Below are 19,183 nucleotides of genomic sequence, written 5' to 3' on the forward strand. Positions count from 1 at the left end.
TTTAAGAAAAAGGTAACACCCATAGGGAAGCAGTCAAATTAGAGAGACTATCACCTGTATTCAAGAAGGGAAGGTTTGGAGTCTTTTTCCCGCGTAAGCGGTTGAGTTCAACAAGTTACTATGTAGTTTCCCCGATAGTATCAGAACATAATAGCCATTACAAATTTTATTGCTATATTCTTCACTTATGCTACGTTTTGACATGATAATTTGTCGGATAACGCCCCATATTGTGTATTGGCCGAAAAACCCGGCAAGTCCGGAAAGCTTTATTCATTTCAATATGAAAGCTACTAGATTTCAAGGTAGGTTAATTCTGATTATTACAGGAAGAAAGTCATAAATAAATCTAACATTAACTGAAAGGTAAGATGCTGAATTCTACACCCATTTCAAAAACATTGCGAACCAATTCTCTAATTCTATCATCTAAATATCACAGACCAAATCAAAACAGGGGCAGGTCAAATGAAAAAGACAAAACCAATTTTACTGGCTTCATTAATCGCAGTACTGACATACCTGCTTCTTGATCGGTTCCCCTATGCCTTTGACTATTCAACACATGCCGTCTCACCTGATGAAATCATGTCAGGCGGTCCCGGTAAAGACGGCATTCCGTCGCTGACCAATCCTCACTTTGTTAAGGCAAAAGAAGCCTATTTCATGCGAGATAATGAGAAAGTAATGGGTATAGTCATTGGGGGAAAAGCCAGGGCATACCCTATCAGGGTACTAAGTTGGCATGAAGCGGTAAACGATAAGATTGGCCCCGTTCAATTCCTGGTTACCTGGTGACCGGTTGCTTATGCCGGTCAGGTCTTTGACCGGAAAATTGACGGCAAATCATTAGAGTTCGGTATTTCAGGGTTGCTCTACAAATCTAACGTGCTCCTTTATGACAGGGAGACGGATAGTCTCTGGTCACAGGTCATTCGTAAAGCCGTTACGGGCAAAATGACGGGTAAAGAATTAAAGACCCTGCCTTTTTCGACAACAACCTGGAAAAAGTGGCTTAATAAATATCCCAACACTGAAGTTCTCTCTTTAAAAACAGGACATTCCAGAGATTATAGCCGGGATCCCTATGAAGATTACTATGGCAGTTCCATCGCTTTTTTCGACCAGTCTGCAACACCACCCCACCTGCCGGAGAAAGAACTCATCTATGGCATAGAGGTCAATGGAAAGCACCGCGCCTATCCAATGAGTAAACTAAGAAAGCTGAAGAAACCGCAAAAGGAAAGCTTTGCCGGAACGGATCTTATTGTAACTTATGAAAGTGAAACAGATACAACGACAGTGAAAGACGGAAAAGGGAATAAAATAACAGGACTCATGACCTACTGGTTTGTCTGGTATGATTTTCACAAAGAGACAAGCATCTTTGGAGTTTCAATACCCCATAAGAAATAAAACTTATATTATTATTAGTTCCCCACTTTAGTAAAGGGGGGTAAGGGGGGATTTGAAAATTCCGGAACCGGAAAATCCCCCTTATTCCCCCTTTGTCAAAGGGGGAGATATGAAGGAGCTGTAAAAATTCTTTCAGCGAAAACTACTGCAATATATTTTGGAGAAAAACCGATTTATTTAACAAAAGCTGCGGCCAGTCCGATAAGCCCCCCAAAGAATCCACCCCACACAACAAGCCAGCCGAGGTGATCACGAATCATCTGCTGGATGATCTCTTTTACCAGCTGCGGCGTCAATTCATGGAGCCTTTTTTGAACAACACCGTCAACCTTTTCATGAATATCACTGCTGGCCGAAGCAGTGGAAAGCTGCTTATGAACCGTTTCCTGGAAATCCTCGCCCCTGGAAATCTCGATGAGAGAGCTTTTCATTTTGGCCACAAAAGGCTCTTTAAGCGGAACAAGGGCATCTTTACCACCAAACATGCCGAGCATGCCACCAAAAGACGACTCCATAACAGCCGAAACAAGGGCATTAAAGGAAGGCGTTAAGTCAGCTTCCGTAATAATAGGCTCAAAATCAAAATGGGGGCCTTCCTTATTCGTGGCCGTACTTTCATAAAAACGCTCGAAATTCTCTTTAGTAAAGAACTGCTCCATTATGAGCTTATGAATGCCGACCTTAAAGTCCTCGAAACGGGCAGGGATAACACCCGATCCGTAAAGACCGGGCACCTTTTCAAAAAGCATGTGAATGGCAAGCCAGTTCGTCACCGCCCCCGAGAGAGCAAAAAGCCCCACACTGAGCACAATGTCATGTTTCAGATAGAACCCTGTACCGACAAGTGCCGCAGAAAGCCCGTTTGTAACGAGGCTCTTATGAAGAAAGTGGGGCCATTTTGATTTTTTCATGGGTATCAAAAAAAGCTACCACCATCTCCCCTCCTTGATAAGGAGGGGATTAAGGGGTGGTAGATTTACCTGCAATAATTTACGTTAATCGCAAGAAGAAGTTATATTTATTCCTTCCCCGCCTTAACCATCAGCTCACTTATCTTTCGCGCAAAACCGAGAGGATCATTAAGCTGTGAACCTTCTGTTAATAATGCCTGATCATAAATGAGTTCCACATATTCCTTGAACTGTTCGGAAAGTGCATCCTTTTCGTAAATAGCATTGAGCGTCTCAATGAGGGGATGGGCCGGGTTAAGCTCAAGTACCTTCTTCTGCCTGGGCACTTCCTGCCCCATGGCCTTCATCATTTGCTCCATCTGGGCATTCATGCCGGCTTCATCCGACGTAAGACAACAGGCACTCTCCGTTAACTTTGTTGAAAACTTCACTTCCTTAATGTCATCAGTCAGCTTGGCTTCAATCGCCTTGAGAAGGTCTTTGTATTGCTCGCTCTTTTCTTTGACTTCCTTCTCTTTCTCCTTTTCACTTTCGAGACTTACTTCTCCCCGATGAACAGCTTTGAGAGGTTTTTTATCATATTCGTTAAGCTGAGGCGTTACCCACTCATCCACGTAGTCAGTCATGAGGATGACTTCAAGATCTTTGGACCTGAAGAGTTCCAACTGTGGCGTTCCAAGGGCCTGAGTCCTGTTTTCAGCGGTTATATAATAAATCTCTTTCTGGTCATCCTTCATACCATCAACATACTCCCTGAGGGATTTCAGTTCACCGGCCTGCGTCTTTGTTGTTTCAAAAAGGAGAAGGTCTGCAATCTTGTCCTTATTGTCATGATCGTAATGAAGCCCCTCTTTAAGTACCTGCCCAAACTCCTTGTAGAAGGCGTTGTACTTTTCTCTGTCCTTCTCTTTCATATCTTTAAGGGTAGAGAGAATTTTGTTGATGAGACCCTTTTTGATCTTCTCCATCTGCGGGTTTTCCTGGAGAATTTCCCTGGATACGTTGAGGGGAAGATCACTTGAATCAACGACACCTTTTATAAACCTCAAATAAACGGGAAGAAGCTTCTCACAGTTATTCATAATAAAAACGCGGTTTATGTAGAGATTGAGTCCCTTAACGGCGTCACGGCTGTAAAGATCCTGAGGCGCCCTTGAAGGGAAGTACATAAGGGCCTTGTATTCAAGAACACCTTCGGCACTGTAATGTATCTTGTCGATCGGTTCTGAAAAGTCGTGGGATAGCTGCTTGTAAAAATTATTATAATCGTCATCAGAGATATCAGACTTCGATTTCAACCAGATGGCTTCAGTGGAATTCAATCTTTCTTCTTCAATTTTCTTGTCAGGCTTGGCATTGTAATCAGGTTTCCCATCTTTATCATTGGGATATTCAAATTTCTCTACATCCATGCAAACAGGGAATTCGACAAATTCAGAATACTTTTTTACAAGTCCCCGTAATTCATGTTCTTCCAGAAACTCGTGGCAATCGTCCTTGAGGTGCAGGATGATATCCGTACCCCTCGTAAGTTTAGGAAAGTCCTTAAGATCAAAGTCTGCTTCACCTGTCGAACTCCACTCACACCCTTTTCCACCGGCAGTTCTTGTTTGAATGGTTACCTTATCGGCCACCATAAAAGAAGAGTAAAAACCGACACCAAACTGACCAATGAGATCAGGGTTGTCTTGTTCCTTACTCTCCTTCAATTTCTTAAGAAATTCCTGCGTTCCCGACTTGGCAATTGTTCCGACATGATCTTTCAGGTCATCCTTGCTCATCCCGCAGCCATTATCGGAAAAGGTCAAGGTCTTCTTTTCTTTATCGACAAAAAGTTTAATCTTCCAGTCACTGTTATCTTCAAGTACATCAGCGTTAGTGAGAGACTCAAAACGAATCTTGTCAATTGCATCTGAAGCATTGGAGATAAGTTCTCTCAGAAAAACATCCTTGTGAGAATAGAGTGAGTGCGTCACCAGATCGAGAAGTTGCTTAACATCTGTTTTGAATTTATAAGTATTTTTTGCGGCCATAATTTTACTCCCTTTAATTTGATAAAATAAAAATGCTGAAAGAAAGACGATGACAAATTCATCGAATTTTTCCAGCAATTAATTTGACTTGAAATTTAAGTTAATCACGAAAGGGGGTCTTGTCAACCCCTTGAAGTAGATTGCTAAAGGCACAATTCATTATTTACCGTCATTTCGAGCACGCCCGAGCGAAGTGACAAGTACCCTTGGGGTAAAGGGAGAAACCTTTCTTACGATTAACCGGCAATGATTCAGAGAGATCATCATTCCCACAAAGTCGGGAATCGAGCCTTCGAAAAAATGGCTTCAAGGTCAAAATCATCTTTCTATTTACAGGACTGTTTTAAAAAAATTAAGATTTCTCACATTCCTTCGAAATGACAAAATATGAGGTTACACTTAATTATGTTCCTTTGTTTTTAGAAATGTCACTTCAGGCCATTCCTCCATGGCATTTGACAATCGCCAAGCGCTTTGGGCCAAAAAGGTAAGGTTCCCTTCCGCATCGTGAGCAAGGTTAATTTCCTGATCTTTCCTGAATTGATCGAGTTTTTTCTTGTCGTCACTGACAACCCAACGTGCAGCAGCAAAGCTGGCTCCTTCATAGGTGGCATCAACGCCGTATTCATCTTTCAGCCTTGCCATAGTAACGTCAAACTGTAGAACACCGACAGCGCCCATAATGTAATCACTGCCCATTAAAGGCCTGAAAACCTGAACAGCGCCTTCTTCGGCAAGCTGAATTAAGCCTTTTTGCAACTGCTTTACCTTGAGTGGATTTTTGAGGTAGACCTTCCTGAAATGTTCAGGCGCAAAGTTGGGAATACCGGTAAATTTAAGTTCTTCCTTTGTCGTGAAAGTATCACCAATCTTGATTGTACCGTGATTATGAATACCGATAATATCACCGGGATAGGCCTCTTCCACAGTAGAGCGGTCCTGGGCCATAAAAATTGTGGCATTAGAAAGGCTGATATCCTTCCCTATTCGGTGGTGGCGCACCTTCATACCGCGGGTAAACTTTCCGCTGCAAATTCTGAAAAAGGCTATGCGGTCACGGTGTGCGGGATCCATATTGGCCTGAATTTTAAAGACAAATCCCGAGAAAGCACCCTCTTCGGGAGAAATATCTCTTGTCGTCGTATGCCTTGGACCGGGAGATGGCGAAAGTTCGACAAAGGCCTCAAGCAGTTCCCTTACACCGAAATTGTTGATCGCGCTTCCGAAAAAGACAGGTGTCTGGTTTCCCTTGAGATAATGCTCCAGGTCAAAAGGATTGGAAGCGCCTTCCAAAAGTTCAACCTCATCTCTCAGTTCCTGTGCCTGGTCTCCCAGAAGTTCATCCAGCTCGGGATCGGACAGATCATTGATTACGATACCGTCCTTATCTCTCGTTTCCTGTCCCGCTGTAAAAAGATGAAGCTGTTTTTGGAAAAGGTTGTATACCCCCTTAAAACGTTTACCCATACCGATGGGCCAACTCAAAGGGGCACACTCAACCTGCAGGGTATCTTCGATATCGGCAAGAATATCGAGAGGGTCCATCCCTTCACGGTCAAGCTTATTGATGAAAGTAATAATTGGCGTATTTCGCATACGGCAGACTTCCATCAGCTTTTTTGTCTGCGTCTCTACCCCTTTGGCAGAGTCGATTACCATAAGAGCGCTATCAACGGCCGTCAGTACGCGGTAGGTATCTTCCGAAAAATCCTGGTGACCCGGCGTATCGAGAAGGTTGATTTCATACCCTTCAAAGTTGAACTTCATAACGGAAGTCGTCACCGATATGCCACGCTCCTGCTCCATGGCCATCCAGTCACTCGTTGCATGGCGGGACGACTTACGGGCCTTGACAGCGCCTGCCATCTGGATCGCTCCCCCAAAGAGGAGCAGCTTTTCCGTAAGCGTCGTCTTCCCCGCATCGGGATGGCTGATAATACCGAAGGTCCTTCTTTTTAATATCTCTTTCTCGCAGCCGGCCATAACTTTTCCTGAATTAACGTTAAACACAAAAAAAACGCCCCAAAAGGGGCATTTATGTTGCTATTATAACGCAATATGCCTTAAATGGTCAATGGCGGAAAATCCTTGTTTTTTTTCACCACAAAGGCACAAAGTTTTTTTATTTAGATAATCACCCATCCCGCCACAATCAGAGGGGAATGCACCAGTCCGGGATTCAAATGCTAACGTGCACTCCCATAGCAAAATTTCAATAAAGGGATCAGTGTTATCCTGTTAGAAATATACTGAATAAACTTTGTGTTCTTTGTGCCTTTGTGGTAAATCCTGTGAAAATCAAAGTTAAAAATGTAACCTTGCAAAGCTATTGACAGGGGATATAATTATCAAATAATATAATTTTAAGCGGGCGTAATTCAGTGGTAGAATGTCAGCTTCCCAAGCTGAACGTCGTCGGTTCGATCCCGATCGCCCGCTCCAGAAATATAAGACTGCCCAAAGTGCGGGTATTTTTTAAGGATAAATATGATAAAAAAAGTTAAATGCCCAAAGTGCGGCAAAGAAGCAAACTTTAATGATAATCCTTTCAGGCCCTTTTGCAGTGAGCGCTGCAAAATAGCGGACCTTGGGGCCTGGGCTGAAGAAGCCTACTTTATTCCCGGCGAGGATGTTGACCTTGAAGGGGAATGTGGAGATTGGTCAGATGAAGAGAGGAGTAAACGAACCTACCATTGAATAAGCGCCAGTATTGTGTCTCGTTAAAGCCCATGCAAATTTGTCATTTCTCACATATGCTCGAAATGACAATAAAAAAAGGGAGGGATCAGATACTCTCTTCTACTATTTCGGCATCCTGATTGATCCACGCTTCCAGCAGGTCAGCCTGTACAGGCGATAAATTGATGAATTTAAGACCCATGCCCGGTTCATACTTTTCCGATTGAGGAAAGTCCCTTTTCCAGATTACTTCCACCGTACAGGAGAAAAGATCACTCTCACCGGGAAGACAGAATTCCACATTAAAGCGCTCTCCTATATTTTTCGGATTAATCGTCTGGATGAAGAGCCCCGCCTTGCTAATGTTTTTTGCATAACCAAAAAAGACATTGCCTTCATGGTCGACCCTTACCCTGGTCACAATAATGGGAACTCTAAGGCTTCTTCTCTTATGTTCTTGCAGTGGTTCGTCCGGCATCTACCCTCTCACTCTCTCAAATACTAAAAAGAAATATTGTTTTAAGAGCATGAACTGTCAATAACAATTGTAGAGTGACTGGAAGACCAATGTCAATCATTTTTACTTTAAAAAGAACATCTGAGAATAAAAAAGCCGCCTTTAGGGGCGGCCTTTTAACAGAGAGTAAGCTCCCTGGTGATTAGTAGCTGAAAGAACCGGAGAGAAAGATCGTCATCGTATTCATGGTTGCATCATAAATGTCTGTACCGGATACAGGCTGAGAATCACCCTCTCCATAGGCATAATTAATACCCAGTGTCATAGCTGAAGCACGGGTAAATCTTGATATACTGGCTGTAACACCATACAAGTCAATATGATCAAGCTTACCGGTATCTCCGGATTCTATTTCAGGAGTATTTGCTCTGTTCGTATAAAAACCACCTCTCAGTGCATATTTTTCTGAAAGATAATACTCTGTTCCCAGAGCAAAATTGACAACTGACTCCCTGTTTTCAGAGGAAACCTTACTATAATAATCAACATCACAGGAAACAAGAAGTGCCTCGGAAACAAACCACGCGCCCCCCAGGGAAAGGGACAAGGGGAGCTTCCGTTTATCATCAAAGGTATAGGCATTAGGCACACTTGTTATAGTACCCGATTTATCCGTATGAAAAGTTTCCTGGTATCTTCCTTCACTATCAATAATAGTGTTCTTGGAAACCGTCAGCCCAAAAGAAAACTTTTCAGGTGACCACATTATACCCAGCTTGGGCTCAATCCCGTACTCTGTCTGCCTGGCATACACATTTGACCATTCATACTGATGAGCCGCTGTTTGATAGTACTGATTGGCAATAAATTTTATCTGCCTATAATGAACGTAAAGTGTTGCACCGACAGACAAGGAATCGTTAATTTTTTGAGCGTAAGAGGGCCCGAACTTATAAGTTTTGTCAATATTACTGATATTAATAGTTAAGGAAGAAAGATTACTGAAATTATGGTATACCTGATTCTGATCCTCTTCAATATTATCAGGAACTGCGTATGAAAAGGCTATTTTCCCCTTTCCCCAGGGTTGTATCATCCCAAAAAAGTTGGGAGCCAAAGATGCAGAACTCCTTGTCCAATCACCACCTCCAAGAACACCTTCATACCGCGTCCAGGCAGTATGAAATGCATTAACACTAACAGAAAGACTTTGACCCACCGCATAGGCCATGCCGGCAGGATTATAAAATGCGCCTTCCGGCGTATCTGAAACAGCATTATAGGCCCCTCCCATACCCGCCGGTCGCTCACCTATCAACATGTTTTTGTAGTGATTAATATCGGCTGCTGCCGTTAATGGAAAAAAAATAGAAAAAAGAAAAATAAAGGATAGTAAAAAATTTATTATTACGCCTCTTTTCACAATGAGCCTCCAAAAACCATTAGAGTTTAATATATTTTCCATACCTCTTCTTAACGTCGGCATAATTTAACGCATCCAGTCCTTCCTCTGCAATAAGTTTTTCTATTGCCCCTACCCTGTCGACTATGGAAGGATGGGTGGCACTAAGCACTTCTTTCTCTTTTTTAGCTTTTTTACTTTCAACCTTCTCAAGCAATTTTTTATAAGCAACGGGATTATAACCGGCATTGCTTATCAGCATAACCGAGAGGGTATCGGAAGCCAGTTCATCTTCACGTTTCAGTCCTTTATCAAAGAGCAGTTCGGAAGCCTTGTCGACAAGCTGGGTGAATGCCGCCCTTACCGTCTCTGATGTGCCCCCGCCGAGAATGGCGGCAAAACCTGCTCCGACAGAGGTATCTCTTCCTTTAATATCAAGCTCCTTTACAATATGCCTTTCCGTCACATGGGCAATTTCATGGGCCAGTACCCCGGCCAGCTGGGCCTCATTCTCAATCATTTTTAGCGTCCCTTTGGTAATAAAAATATAACCGCCCGGCGCTGCAAAAGCATTGATCATGTCCGTATTGATGATTGCAAACCTGAAGTCTATTTCAGGCCTTGAAGAATAGGAAGCAAGCCCTTTCCCGATAAGGTTGATATAGCGGGTGGCTTTTTTGTCATCATAGAGCCGGTATTTTCCAAGGATTCGGGCGGAAAGTTCCTGGCCAAACTGGATTTCCGCCTCCACATCATTCTTTGAAATCTCCATTACCTTTTGAGACTGGCGCTTTCTCACTTCCCTGACACTGTCATCGGAAGCCGTCGGGGGAGCAGAAGCGCATGAGGCCATAAGAATTGCCGCTGAAAAAAGCAGCCAAAGCGATAATGTATTCTTCATCTCGACACTCCTTCTTCAATAAACGCCAGGGCTTCCATCTCATCGATGTTAATTTTCTCCATCTGTTCCAATGCTGAAAAATCAACAACGTACCCCTTTCTGCCGGCCCTGGCTCTATCATAATCGGTAAGGCCACGTGCAGCAGCAACGCTGGTGAAAGCCGAGGCCCTTTTTCTTGCTGTCTTCTCAAGATTTTTACCTCTTGCCAACAGGGAAACTCTCTTCATGGGCGGTCTTTTTGAAACAAGATACTTTGAAATCCAGCCTTTCTTTCCATTCACCTCAACCATTACCCACTTCCCTTTTCTCTTAATTTCGCTAACTTTGCTTCCCCGTGAAAGGGTTTTAATGGTTTTTGATCGCATCGATGGTTTGGACAAAACTTTGGCTTTTACACTTTTAACATACAGGTCTGCAGCAAAGGAAGGAACAGCAAGAAACATGAAAATGAACAACAATATGGAAATCTTCTTCATAAGACTACCCCCTTATATTTTAGGTTTTACTGAAATTCTATCAAAATGGTTATTTAATTTCACCTTTTCATTTCGGGCCTCAATCATGATTTGCCTCAGGAGAAAAAAAGTGATCATTTGGTTGTCATGGTGAAGACGCCGTCCCAGTTTTCTTCCGGCGGCTCTTCAATGCAGGCATGGCACCTTTCAATAAATATTTCCGATACCCTGTCTTCCTTCAAAAAGGTTTTCAGCTTTGAAAACATCTTGAGGGCCTCTTCAAAATTCCTGTTCAAGTAATGATTGAACGCAACTTCCGAATAGCTGCATATCTTTCTCTTCAATTTAAGGTCTTCTTCAGAGTCATCATTCAAGCCGAGAACAGAATAAATACGGATAGGCTCCACCTTGCCTTTGACCCTCACATTATCGACAACGCGACAGGGAAAACCTTCTTCAAGCTCACCAAAGGTCGATTCTGTAATAAGCACTTCACAACCATAGGATTTTGTAAGCCCTTCAAGACGCGACGTTAAATTAACGTGGTCACCAATAACGGTATAGTCGAGCTTCTTTTCCGAACCGATATTGCCGAGAATAACGTCACCCGTATGAACACCGATACCAACCTTAAGCCGGGGATAACCTTTAGCGGCAAAGTCCTCGTTCACGGCTTCCAGTCCCCGCGTCATCTCAATAGAAGTTCTAACGGCCAGCGTGGCGTGGTTCGATACCTTGATCGGCGCGCCCCAAAAAGCCATGATAGCATCACCGATAAACTTGTCCAGCGTCCCCTGGTTAAGGAATATAATATCCACCATTCCCGAAAGATAGCGGTTAAGTATTTCAACAACTCTTTCTGCAGGAAGGGTTTCAGACATGGTCGTAAAACCTCTTACATCGGAGAAAAGGATACTCAGGTGCTCCTTGCTGCCGACTTCCGCCTTTATAAATTCACTGTTACTGCCCTCAAGTTCCGTTAAGACAGCAGGAGACACATACTGGCCCAGCATCTTTCTTACCTTTCGCTTGTCCCTCCCCTCAGAGAAATAGAGATAGGTAAAAGATCCGAGCCATACGGCAACAACAGAAACAAGGGGAGGAACCATATCGATGACAACATTATTTTCAAAAACCGAAAAAGCAACGGTAACATAAATGACAGCAGCGGCAACAGGGACCAACACCTGGAATATGAGATGCCTGAAGGCAAGGATAAGAAAACCCAGGAGGATGGTGCCAATGTATATAATTAACCTTGTCTGCCCTTTTGGAATGACATGAAGAAAGTCCTCATTAAGAACGTTACTGATCAAGGAAGCATGGAGCATAACCCCCGGCACCCGCATCCCCATGGCGGTTGCTTTCAAATCTTCCACACCAACGGCGCTGGCGCCGATTATGACAATTTTGTTTTCAAAATCTTCAGGGTAAAACATCAGGTTGTCAACTTCACCTTGAAGAAGCTTTGAAGCTGAAGACAGGACGCCACTAATGGAATAGGACTTGAAATTCTTATACATGTTAATAAGGTACTGCCCATCTTCTAAAAGCGGCACTTCCAGATTTCCAAGTAAAATATGACTTTCTTTCCTAATAACTTTTTCAGGTTGAAGGACATCGAGGATAACAGCCATGGACATAACAGGAAATAAATTACCTTGATAATGCCTGAATAATCTCGTCCTTCTATAAACATTATCTCCATCAGGCGTAAATTCTACAACACCTACCCCCTTAGACACTTCATAAAGTTCTCTAATTGGAAGATAAAATTTGTTATATGGCGTTGTCTCAAAAGCAGCCTTATCTATATTTTGGAGAGAAAAGGCCTTTACAAATTTTTCCGGCAGTGGATTATTAAGAAGCGTCTTATTGATTTCATCTTCTTCATCAATCATGATTTGAGCAGCATGGAATACGTTACCAGACTCTGCAGTAGCTTCTATCAAAGAATAATCATCATCACCGACTTCACCTTCATCGGTCAAAGGATCCCGGTATTCTGTGAAAAGAACATCAAAAACAACACTCCTGGCGCCACCATCAAGAAAAAAAGCCAGCAATTCACTGTACACCTGGCGTGGCCAGGGCCAACTGCCTACAAGAGGATTTAAATTCACAAGAGACTGCTCATCTATCATAACCAGCACAATATCATCATGGGCTTTTTTATCAGCCCTGACAATCTCTGTTCTAAGATCAAAACTCTTCCTCTCAAGCCCTTCCAGATAGCCGTACATATAAAGGCCATCGACAATGAGCGCTATAAAAAGGCTGATGCCTATCCCCCAGAGCGCTTTTTTTATATTAATATTGAATATTTTCATGAAATCAGCTTTTTTGACCGGTTTTTATGTGAATATAACCTTAATATCACAGCCGACAGAAGAATAAAAGTAAAAAAGAAGGGTATTGCAGGCATATTGAGTAAAAGCCATGCAAGGCCGATTAAGGGCATGAGCAAAATTCTGACAAGGGATTTTGACCACTCCCTTTCAGAAATAAAATCGGCCATGCCGGGACTCATGCGGTAGTAAAAATCGACAAAGCTGCGGCCCGGACCATTGGTCATGAGGTACTTGTCCCTGAAATCTCTCAGCACCATAACATGCGGTTCATCGTAATATCCGTAGGCTGCCGTTGCAATAAAGCACCCGCCGCCGCTGCCACCGCCGCCGCCCCATCCTATATTAGCTATTGTCACGACTTCATCATTATCAAGAAACTCCATTAAAGGAAGGGCCTGAGCAGAACAGTTTTCACAGGCATGGAAGGCATAGGGAATGCCGTCGGGATAGTCTGCATAGAAAGTTATTGCATATTCAGCGGGAGTGAGCCCTGTTTCTGACAGAACATTAGCCACAAGATATAGAGCAGAATAATTGTGATAACCGCTAATCATTGCAAAACCATTTTGCGCACCCGAATCGAGAGGAATTTCAATTGATGAATAGCCTGCAAGAGTGGGTATAACAATGGTGGCTCCCCAGACAATATTTCTCCCCCGGTAATATTCATCGCCATCAAAGGTAATAGTCAAATTCGGACCTGATGCCGGCACAAAACGGATATAGTTTGTTCCCAGGTAGTCGGGGCTTTTCCCGGTCAAGCTCAGGCTGCTCTGAACACCTGATGTATAGCTTGAATATGTTCTTCGTATTTCCATACTGCCGTAATTCGAGCCTTCGCTATAATTCATGAATAAATTTTTTGCGGCAAAGTCTTTAAAGGCGTCGGATAGTGTGGATGAGTGGGATATAAAAAAAGAATTTGTTGCAACGACGGAACTCGAACCCTGCACTGCCACACTATTGTCCCAGATAGACTTTATGGCCTGTGCCCCGCCCCACTTTTCCGAGAGATACTTGCCCCAGATAACATTTTCATACTCGTGACTGCCGTTGACAAACAGCAGGGATACATTGGGGTTAAGGGTCCACTCACTGCCCGGTCCGATATAATTATGGTAGTCATTTACTCCATCATATACATGGTCTTCCATCCAGGTAGAAGACGTTTCCATCCACCAGCCGTCTTCCCAATAATCAATGGTCAGATGTATGGTATGAAAGAACTCGTGAGCCGCCGTCACTTTCATGGCACCCGGGACCTTACCATCAAGATCATCATTTAGAGGTGCCCAGGTGTAATTGTTGTTAACAACTATATAGGGAACGCCGGGATAATCATCCCAAACATGGGTAAACCCATACCAACCAGAGGCAAGTGTATTATTATACAATATATTAGAATTACTCCCTGTATTAGCAATATAAACATCAACAAGCTTGGTATCAGCTCCCTTTGGAATGGCATAACCCTGAGACGAAATTATTTCAAACCAGGATTTTTCGAAATATTCAGCCCATCGTGCCACATCAGCAGCATCAACAGGCACGGCATTACCCCACTCAATATTGAAGTTTGCCGTTGTTGTCCAGTTATCAAGTAAATGTGTTTCAAGTACAGTTTTCTGAGAAACATTACTACTTATAGCGTTTGTCTTATAGAGAGTCTTCCCCGATAATCTCCCCTTTTTCTTGAAGAGATAGGGTCTCAACGTCTCCTGCGTCTGAGGAGAGAGGGTTTCAAAATCTTTTTTCAACTGCCTGATAATGATAGTCCCGTTCTTGACGGGAACAACAGGACCTGTTCTTTTAAACCTTTCGGGTAACCTGCCCTGGTCAAAAATAGAGAAAGTCTTATAGAGCGCAGCTTCATCCCTGGAAAGCTCCCCCTTTTTCAGGGCGGCATTTACCTTTGCAAGTGCGCTTTCAGGAAGAGACTTGGCAGCATGACCAAAGGAGGGGCGTAAAAAACCCGCAATGACAAGCAACAAGAGTATGAATATTCTGAAATTCACTTACCCCCCTTTTTTCTGAAAAGATAAGGCCTGATCTTTTCCCTCGTATCCTCATCAAGACTGTCAAAATCTCTCTTTAACTGCCTGATCACCAGGGTAGCATCCTTTTGAGGAACAGGGCTTTTGTATTTTTCAGGAAGCTTTTCCCTGTCAAAGATGGCGTAGGTTTTGTATAAAGCCGCTTCATTGCGGTTTATTTCCCGCTTTGACAAACTCCGGCTAATCAACTGGATTGTATTAAGTGAAGCTGTCTGCGCTTTCGTCTCCTCTTTAATATCATTGTTAACATGGCAGGCGCTAACAAAGAAAACCGCAAGAAGCGATAAAAATAAATGTTTCACAATCTTCCATGCCATACAATATCACTCCCGGCTGCAATAGGTTACAGGTTTGGCTTAAGGAATATTCAATCAATTATGCTTAACAATTCCACAAAAGATATTCCCCAGGAATCATAATTTAAGTCCTGCTTATCTCTATTTCATTCGTATATAAATGATAACGCAAGCCTTTGTGTGAAGCAATCTTTCTCTATAGATTAAAAATTATCGGCACAGGCAGGGAATAGGGCAAAGCCTGATACTCATTGAATCTCAACGCTTATATTATAACTCCCGTATCGCCCCGCTGAAAGGGGCCTGTTCGGTGAAGTACTCACCTCCAGATAATAGGTCCCCGTTGAATAGGGCATAAAAACAATGGTCGAAGCAAGTGTCGTTCCATCATTCTCATGATAAACACCGTCGAGCAGAGACTTATTATAGGGAGCCGTATAGTTCCGGTCGGGAATTCCGTTGTCATTTTCATCGAGCAGAGTAAAGCCATCCCGGCCGAAGAGTTTAAGATAAGTATCGCTGCCATTAATGAGGTCTCCTGTAGAAATTCGGTAAGTGAGGCCCTCCAGCGCATCAAATGCCAAATAATCACTATCTGTAATTGCAGGATTATCTCCGGCATATAAAGTATGTACCTCACTGCTGCCGGCCCCTCCTTTCCCGGCGGAAGCAAAGGTGTCATCAGACTCATAAAGATCTGCTGAATAGTTTATTTTTCTTTCTTTAAAGAGAGACTCAAGGGCATTGCGATCGGAAGGCGTTAGAATTTCATTGTACAGCCAGCCGTCCCAGAAAGCTTCCATATTAACAGGAAGGGCTGCATTATGAACAGCAGGGATATAATCCGAGAATGCATCCCAAATTCCATTTAAACCCGATGGTGTCTCCTTCATAACTTTCCACAAAACATTTGCCACGGCCACTTCATTAGATGAATAAACCATCCGGGCTGAAGGTTGAGCAATATCAAATTTGAAAAATGCAGAATCTCTTGTATCGAGATAAAAGGTTGACGGCGTTCCCGAAGCAACCGAAAGAAGAGAAGGATTATTTACGAGCGCCCAATCCTTGACGGCGGAAAGAAAAAAAGTACTCCATCCCTCGGACCAGGCAAGCCGCAAATCGAGATCGTTGCTGGAAAGAAAGTGAACACCACCGGGAGAATCGTCCCGTGAATATTTATAAGCAACAAAATGCCCGTATTCATGCCAGATAACATCATCATCAAATTCTTCATGGTCTCCTGTACTAAAACCGCTCCCTCCCAGGAGATAGACGCCCTCACCATTAATGCACTCAGGATCGGCATCGCTTGCCCTGCAAAAATAGGTGCCGTAAAAACTATTGCCGCTTTGCCAGTAGGCATTAATAAGCGGCGGGCTTGTGCCCGAAAGTGATTTAATGAACTCCCCTCCCACTGTAAGCACGTGAAGGATGTTAAAAAAACCTGACGAGACGGAAGAAACAGGGACGGTCATATCTGTGCTTACTGTGCCGCCGGGACTAACCGTTATATTTGCGCCGGCGGCGCTCTGAAGAAAGGCAGAGAGATTTTTCACCTGCACAGGCGGCACGCCTGCCCCCCCGGTTTGGGAAATAACTCTCACATATATTGAAGTAGCAGCAGAGGGCGTAAAGGACAGGTCGAATTGACCCTGCTTATCCAAATTACCGCCGGCCAGGACAACAGAAGAAGCGGAATCAACGACCTCAACGGCGGCATAGCGAATCGGCTTAAGGAGGTAAGTTCCCGTAAAGCCTCCCCGTCCGTACTCCTTATCTTCATAATGAAGGGAGCCTCTGACGGTGACCAGGGAAGCTGCCGGACTAGCAGGGGTAGCGCTTACCTCCCCTGATAAAGGACTCTCACCATGTGTGTTAACTGCCGAAATCGCATAATAATAGGTCGTGCCGTTATCAAGCGTTGAATGGAGTTGAGGCGAGGAAAGCGAACTAATGACACCATCACAGGAGGCAAAGGACACTCCCGGTGAACGAGACCAGTAGATATTATAGCTTTCCCCGGCTTTAGCGCTCCAGGAAATCGCCACTTGTCCGTCACCTGCCGCTGCATTGACACCGGAAGGAGGCGCCGGGATTGCCAGGGGAGAGGCGCCAAGCTCCATGCTTTCACTGCTTTCCAGGGCGCCATTTTTTGCCGTTACGACAAGATAATAGGTAGTATCATTTTGCAGTTCCCGGATTATCCTGGGTGATTCGTTCCACTCAAAAAGTGTCCCCCCTGCCAGACTGCCGTAATTATCTTTAGTGACACCGGATTGGGCGGCAAGATAAATATTATAACTTTCAGCCCCGGCAACAGGCTCCCAGCTAAGCGAAAGGGAGGAATTAGCGGCAACAACACGCACACCCTGCGGCACGCCTATCCCCCCCCTGTGCGAACTGTCGTCGCCACAACCTGACTGCAGGAAAAGGATAATAAGTAGAAGCGGGGAGACAATACGCTGCATCAGGAGGGGCCCTATCATCTTTTTATAGCCTCTCTTCCTGGATTTCTCTCCCCTTTCTATCTTTCTTTAGTGGAGAAGGGGAGGGGGCTTTTTTCCTGTTTACATTAAATGAGATAGAATCTGACGCAGAAAGCCTTGTTCCTTCCGAAAGAGCAATAAAGGCGGAAGCGCTTACTTTGCCGGGATTTTTTCCCGGCGCCTTCAGGGACAATTGAAAATTCTTTACCTCTCCCTTCTTTACAGGGCCTTTCCAGTTCAACTCTCCTGAAATAAGCGTCACTTTTCCATGCAGAGAGATTATTAGCGACATCTCTTCGGCATCGATATAAGATATGACACTAACGGAGAGGAAAATAATTTCATTATTTTTAGCGCCTTCCTCCTCTGCTGCCTGAAGTATTTCAACATGGAGAGGGGGTGAGGGTTTTTGAAAAGGCAACTTGCCCGAGGAATAGGCAAAGAGAGGAGCAAGAAATAAAATGGCCGCAAAAAGTGAGATAAGTCTTTTCATCGTATCCTATACTGTTAGATTTTCATAAGCAGTCTGTGTAATGTCTGCTCAGAAAATTGCTGTGACCTTACATTTGAGCGCCATTACAGAAAACGGAGAGAAAACTTTTTTCTCTATTCAACTGCCCTATTCAAGGCGGTACAAAAAAAAGGCGGGCCTGAGCCCGCCGGATGTTTTAATCAAATATTATTCCTACCAGCCTACCGGCGTTCCACTCGTATTACCAAAAGCGGAGTAGTAGCGAATATTCTCTACATCACCCGATGGCGAAGTCTGGGTTACATCACCGATGTGTGGAGCAATGCGTGTCGTTTCAACTCCCGGTCCTGCACCAACATCTATCGTCCCCTTGAAACCAAATGTATTTACAATGCCGAAGAAGGTAGTAACATTAGCAAAGGGCAAAACTTCATAGGTAAATGTTCCAACGCCTGAGACGCTATTGGTTATCGTATCGCCTACATGTCCCTTCATGGGCACGACTTTGATCTTGAAGTTGCAGCCAGTAGAGTCAAGAACATAGACACCATCAGCCTGAACCACCAGATGCGTTGTATCATCGAGTTGGGGTGATGTTGAATAATTAATAAAATGCTGCTCTGTAATAACATTACCCTCAAAGTTACAGAGGCTCGATGTATTGGTAAGCACTGTCTTCTTCAACTCATAGGTTGCGCCGCCTGATTCGAGACCATCGAAATGACGCTCATCCCCTGCACCAAATACAAGGTAGGCGCTTATGTTATAGAAGGCGCCTGCCCCCTTGGTTTGCGTCACTGTACTTCCACAGGCAATAGTGTTGAACCAGCACTCGTTATCGAGGTAGCCGAATCCGGGGCCGCTGATCGTTTCGCCTCCGGTGATAACATCTTCGTCATAGGTGCAGTAACCCGTATCATCGCAGGTATCTCTGCCTATGCGGAGCATACCACCCCAGGTACCAAACCAGACGTTGGTCTGATAATTGGACCAGTAGACAGACTCAGCCCCAAGGTCGATCTGACCATTGCTGTTTATATCATCCCACATGGCTATCTGGTAAGAACCCTGGAGTTCAGGTAAAGTAACACCGCCAATGCCATCGAAGTCTCGATCGAAGAAGTAGCCTATTTGCGGCGTCAACGTATAACTGTTATCAGCGCTAAAGGAAGTTGTCATATTATTCAACACATGTATACGCCATGGAGGAGTAGAGGACTCATCATAGAAGGCGCCCACGAGAGCCACCTTGTAATTACCCGTATCA

At 44.0% G+C, this 19,183-nt stretch carries 14 protein-coding genes, 1 tRNA gene and 1 pseudogene; 3 read left to right on the plus strand and 13 right to left on the minus strand.

The genetic code is table 11. The features are described 5' to 3' along the window. Nucleotides 1-588 precede the first annotated feature (588 nt). Nucleotides 589-1,416, plus strand: a pseudogene (locus tag OEV42_17870) (DUF3179 domain-containing protein). Between the two features lie 173 nt (nucleotides 1,417-1,589). Here the strand turns inward: OEV42_17870 and OEV42_17875 are convergent. From OEV42_17875 to OEV42_17885, 3 genes are all read right to left on the minus strand, one after another. After that, on the minus strand, nucleotides 1,590-2,327 hold the full coding sequence (locus OEV42_17875; protein ID MDH3976144.1) for a DUF445 domain-containing protein: 738 nt from the start codon (nucleotides 2,325-2,327) through the stop codon (nucleotides 1,590-1,592). A gap of 107 nt (nucleotides 2,328-2,434) precedes the next feature. Further along, nucleotides 2,435-4,360, minus strand: coding sequence for a molecular chaperone HtpG (htpG, locus tag OEV42_17880; GenBank protein MDH3976145.1), 1,926 nt, complete (start codon nucleotides 4,358-4,360; stop codon nucleotides 2,435-2,437). Between the two features lie 399 nt (nucleotides 4,361-4,759). Continuing rightward, nucleotides 4,760-6,343 (minus strand): peptide chain release factor 3, encoded by a 1,584-nt coding sequence (locus OEV42_17885; protein ID MDH3976146.1) that lies wholly within the window; start codon nucleotides 6,341-6,343, stop codon nucleotides 4,760-4,762. A 384-nt stretch (nucleotides 6,344-6,727) separates the two neighbouring features. Between OEV42_17885 and OEV42_17890 the strand changes: the two genes are divergently transcribed. Together OEV42_17890 and OEV42_17895 are read left to right on the plus strand one after the other, a co-directional pair. Next, nucleotides 6,728-6,802, plus strand: a tRNA-Gly gene (locus OEV42_17890). A 39-nt stretch (nucleotides 6,803-6,841) separates the two neighbouring features. Beyond that, on the plus strand, nucleotides 6,842-7,057 hold the full coding sequence (locus OEV42_17895; protein ID MDH3976147.1) for a DNA gyrase inhibitor YacG: 216 nt from the start codon (nucleotides 6,842-6,844) through the stop codon (nucleotides 7,055-7,057). An 88-nt stretch (nucleotides 7,058-7,145) separates the two neighbouring features. Here OEV42_17895 and OEV42_17900 read toward each other — a convergent pair whose 3' ends face one another. The 10 genes from OEV42_17900 to OEV42_17945 all read right to left on the minus strand — a co-directional run. Continuing rightward, nucleotides 7,146-7,517, minus strand: a complete 372-nt coding sequence (locus tag OEV42_17900) for a PilZ domain-containing protein (GenBank protein ID MDH3976148.1) — start codon at nucleotides 7,515-7,517, stop codon at nucleotides 7,146-7,148. Nucleotides 7,518-7,698: 181 nt separating this feature from the next. Continuing rightward, the gene (locus OEV42_17905; protein MDH3976149.1) at nucleotides 7,699-8,919 is read right to left on the minus strand and encodes a hypothetical protein; all 1,221 of its coding nucleotides are present in this window, start codon (nucleotides 8,917-8,919) and stop codon (nucleotides 7,699-7,701) included. A 19-nt stretch (nucleotides 8,920-8,938) separates the two neighbouring features. Next, nucleotides 8,939-9,799 (minus strand): M48 family metalloprotease, encoded by an 861-nt coding sequence (locus tag OEV42_17910; protein ID MDH3976150.1) that lies wholly within the window; start codon nucleotides 9,797-9,799, stop codon nucleotides 8,939-8,941. Further along, nucleotides 9,796-10,275 carry an SH3 domain-containing protein gene (locus OEV42_17915; GenBank protein ID MDH3976151.1) on the minus strand — a complete coding sequence of 160 codons (480 nt, stop codon included), beginning with the start codon at nucleotides 10,273-10,275 and terminating at the stop codon, nucleotides 9,796-9,798. Before OEV42_17915 ends, OEV42_17910 begins: the two co-directional genes overlap by 4 nt. Nucleotides 10,276-10,388: 113 nt before the next feature. Next, nucleotides 10,389-12,584 carry an adenylate/guanylate cyclase domain-containing protein gene (locus tag OEV42_17920; protein ID MDH3976152.1) on the minus strand — a complete coding sequence of 732 codons (2,196 nt, stop codon included), beginning with the start codon at nucleotides 12,582-12,584 and terminating at the stop codon, nucleotides 10,389-10,391. Continuing rightward, nucleotides 12,581-14,620 carry a hypothetical protein gene (locus OEV42_17925; GenBank protein MDH3976153.1) on the minus strand — a complete coding sequence of 680 codons (2,040 nt, stop codon included), beginning with the start codon at nucleotides 14,618-14,620 and terminating at the stop codon, nucleotides 12,581-12,583. The genes OEV42_17920 and OEV42_17925 overlap by 4 nt, the downstream gene beginning before the upstream one ends. Then, nucleotides 14,617-14,976 carry a hypothetical protein gene (locus OEV42_17930; protein MDH3976154.1) on the minus strand — a complete coding sequence of 120 codons (360 nt, stop codon included), beginning with the start codon at nucleotides 14,974-14,976 and terminating at the stop codon, nucleotides 14,617-14,619. The genes OEV42_17925 and OEV42_17930 overlap by 4 nt, the downstream gene beginning before the upstream one ends. A gap of 227 nt (nucleotides 14,977-15,203) precedes the next feature. Further along, nucleotides 15,204-17,444, minus strand: a complete 2,241-nt coding sequence (locus tag OEV42_17935) for a fibronectin type III domain-containing protein (protein ID MDH3976155.1) — start codon at nucleotides 17,442-17,444, stop codon at nucleotides 15,204-15,206. A gap of 4 nt (nucleotides 17,445-17,448) precedes the next feature. Further along, the gene (locus OEV42_17940) at nucleotides 17,449-17,937 is read right to left on the minus strand and encodes a hypothetical protein (protein ID MDH3976156.1); all 489 of its coding nucleotides are present in this window, start codon (nucleotides 17,935-17,937) and stop codon (nucleotides 17,449-17,451) included. A gap of 192 nt (nucleotides 17,938-18,129) precedes the next feature. Beyond that, a partial coding sequence (locus tag OEV42_17945; GenBank protein MDH3976157.1) for a hypothetical protein occupies nucleotides 18,130-19,183 on the minus strand: 1,054 nt, incomplete at its 5' end.

It is taken from the genome of Deltaproteobacteria bacterium (genome assembly GCA_029860075.1).
In the GTDB taxonomy this organism is placed as follows: Bacteria; Desulfobacterota; JADFVX01; order JADFVX01; family JADFVX01; genus JAOUBX01.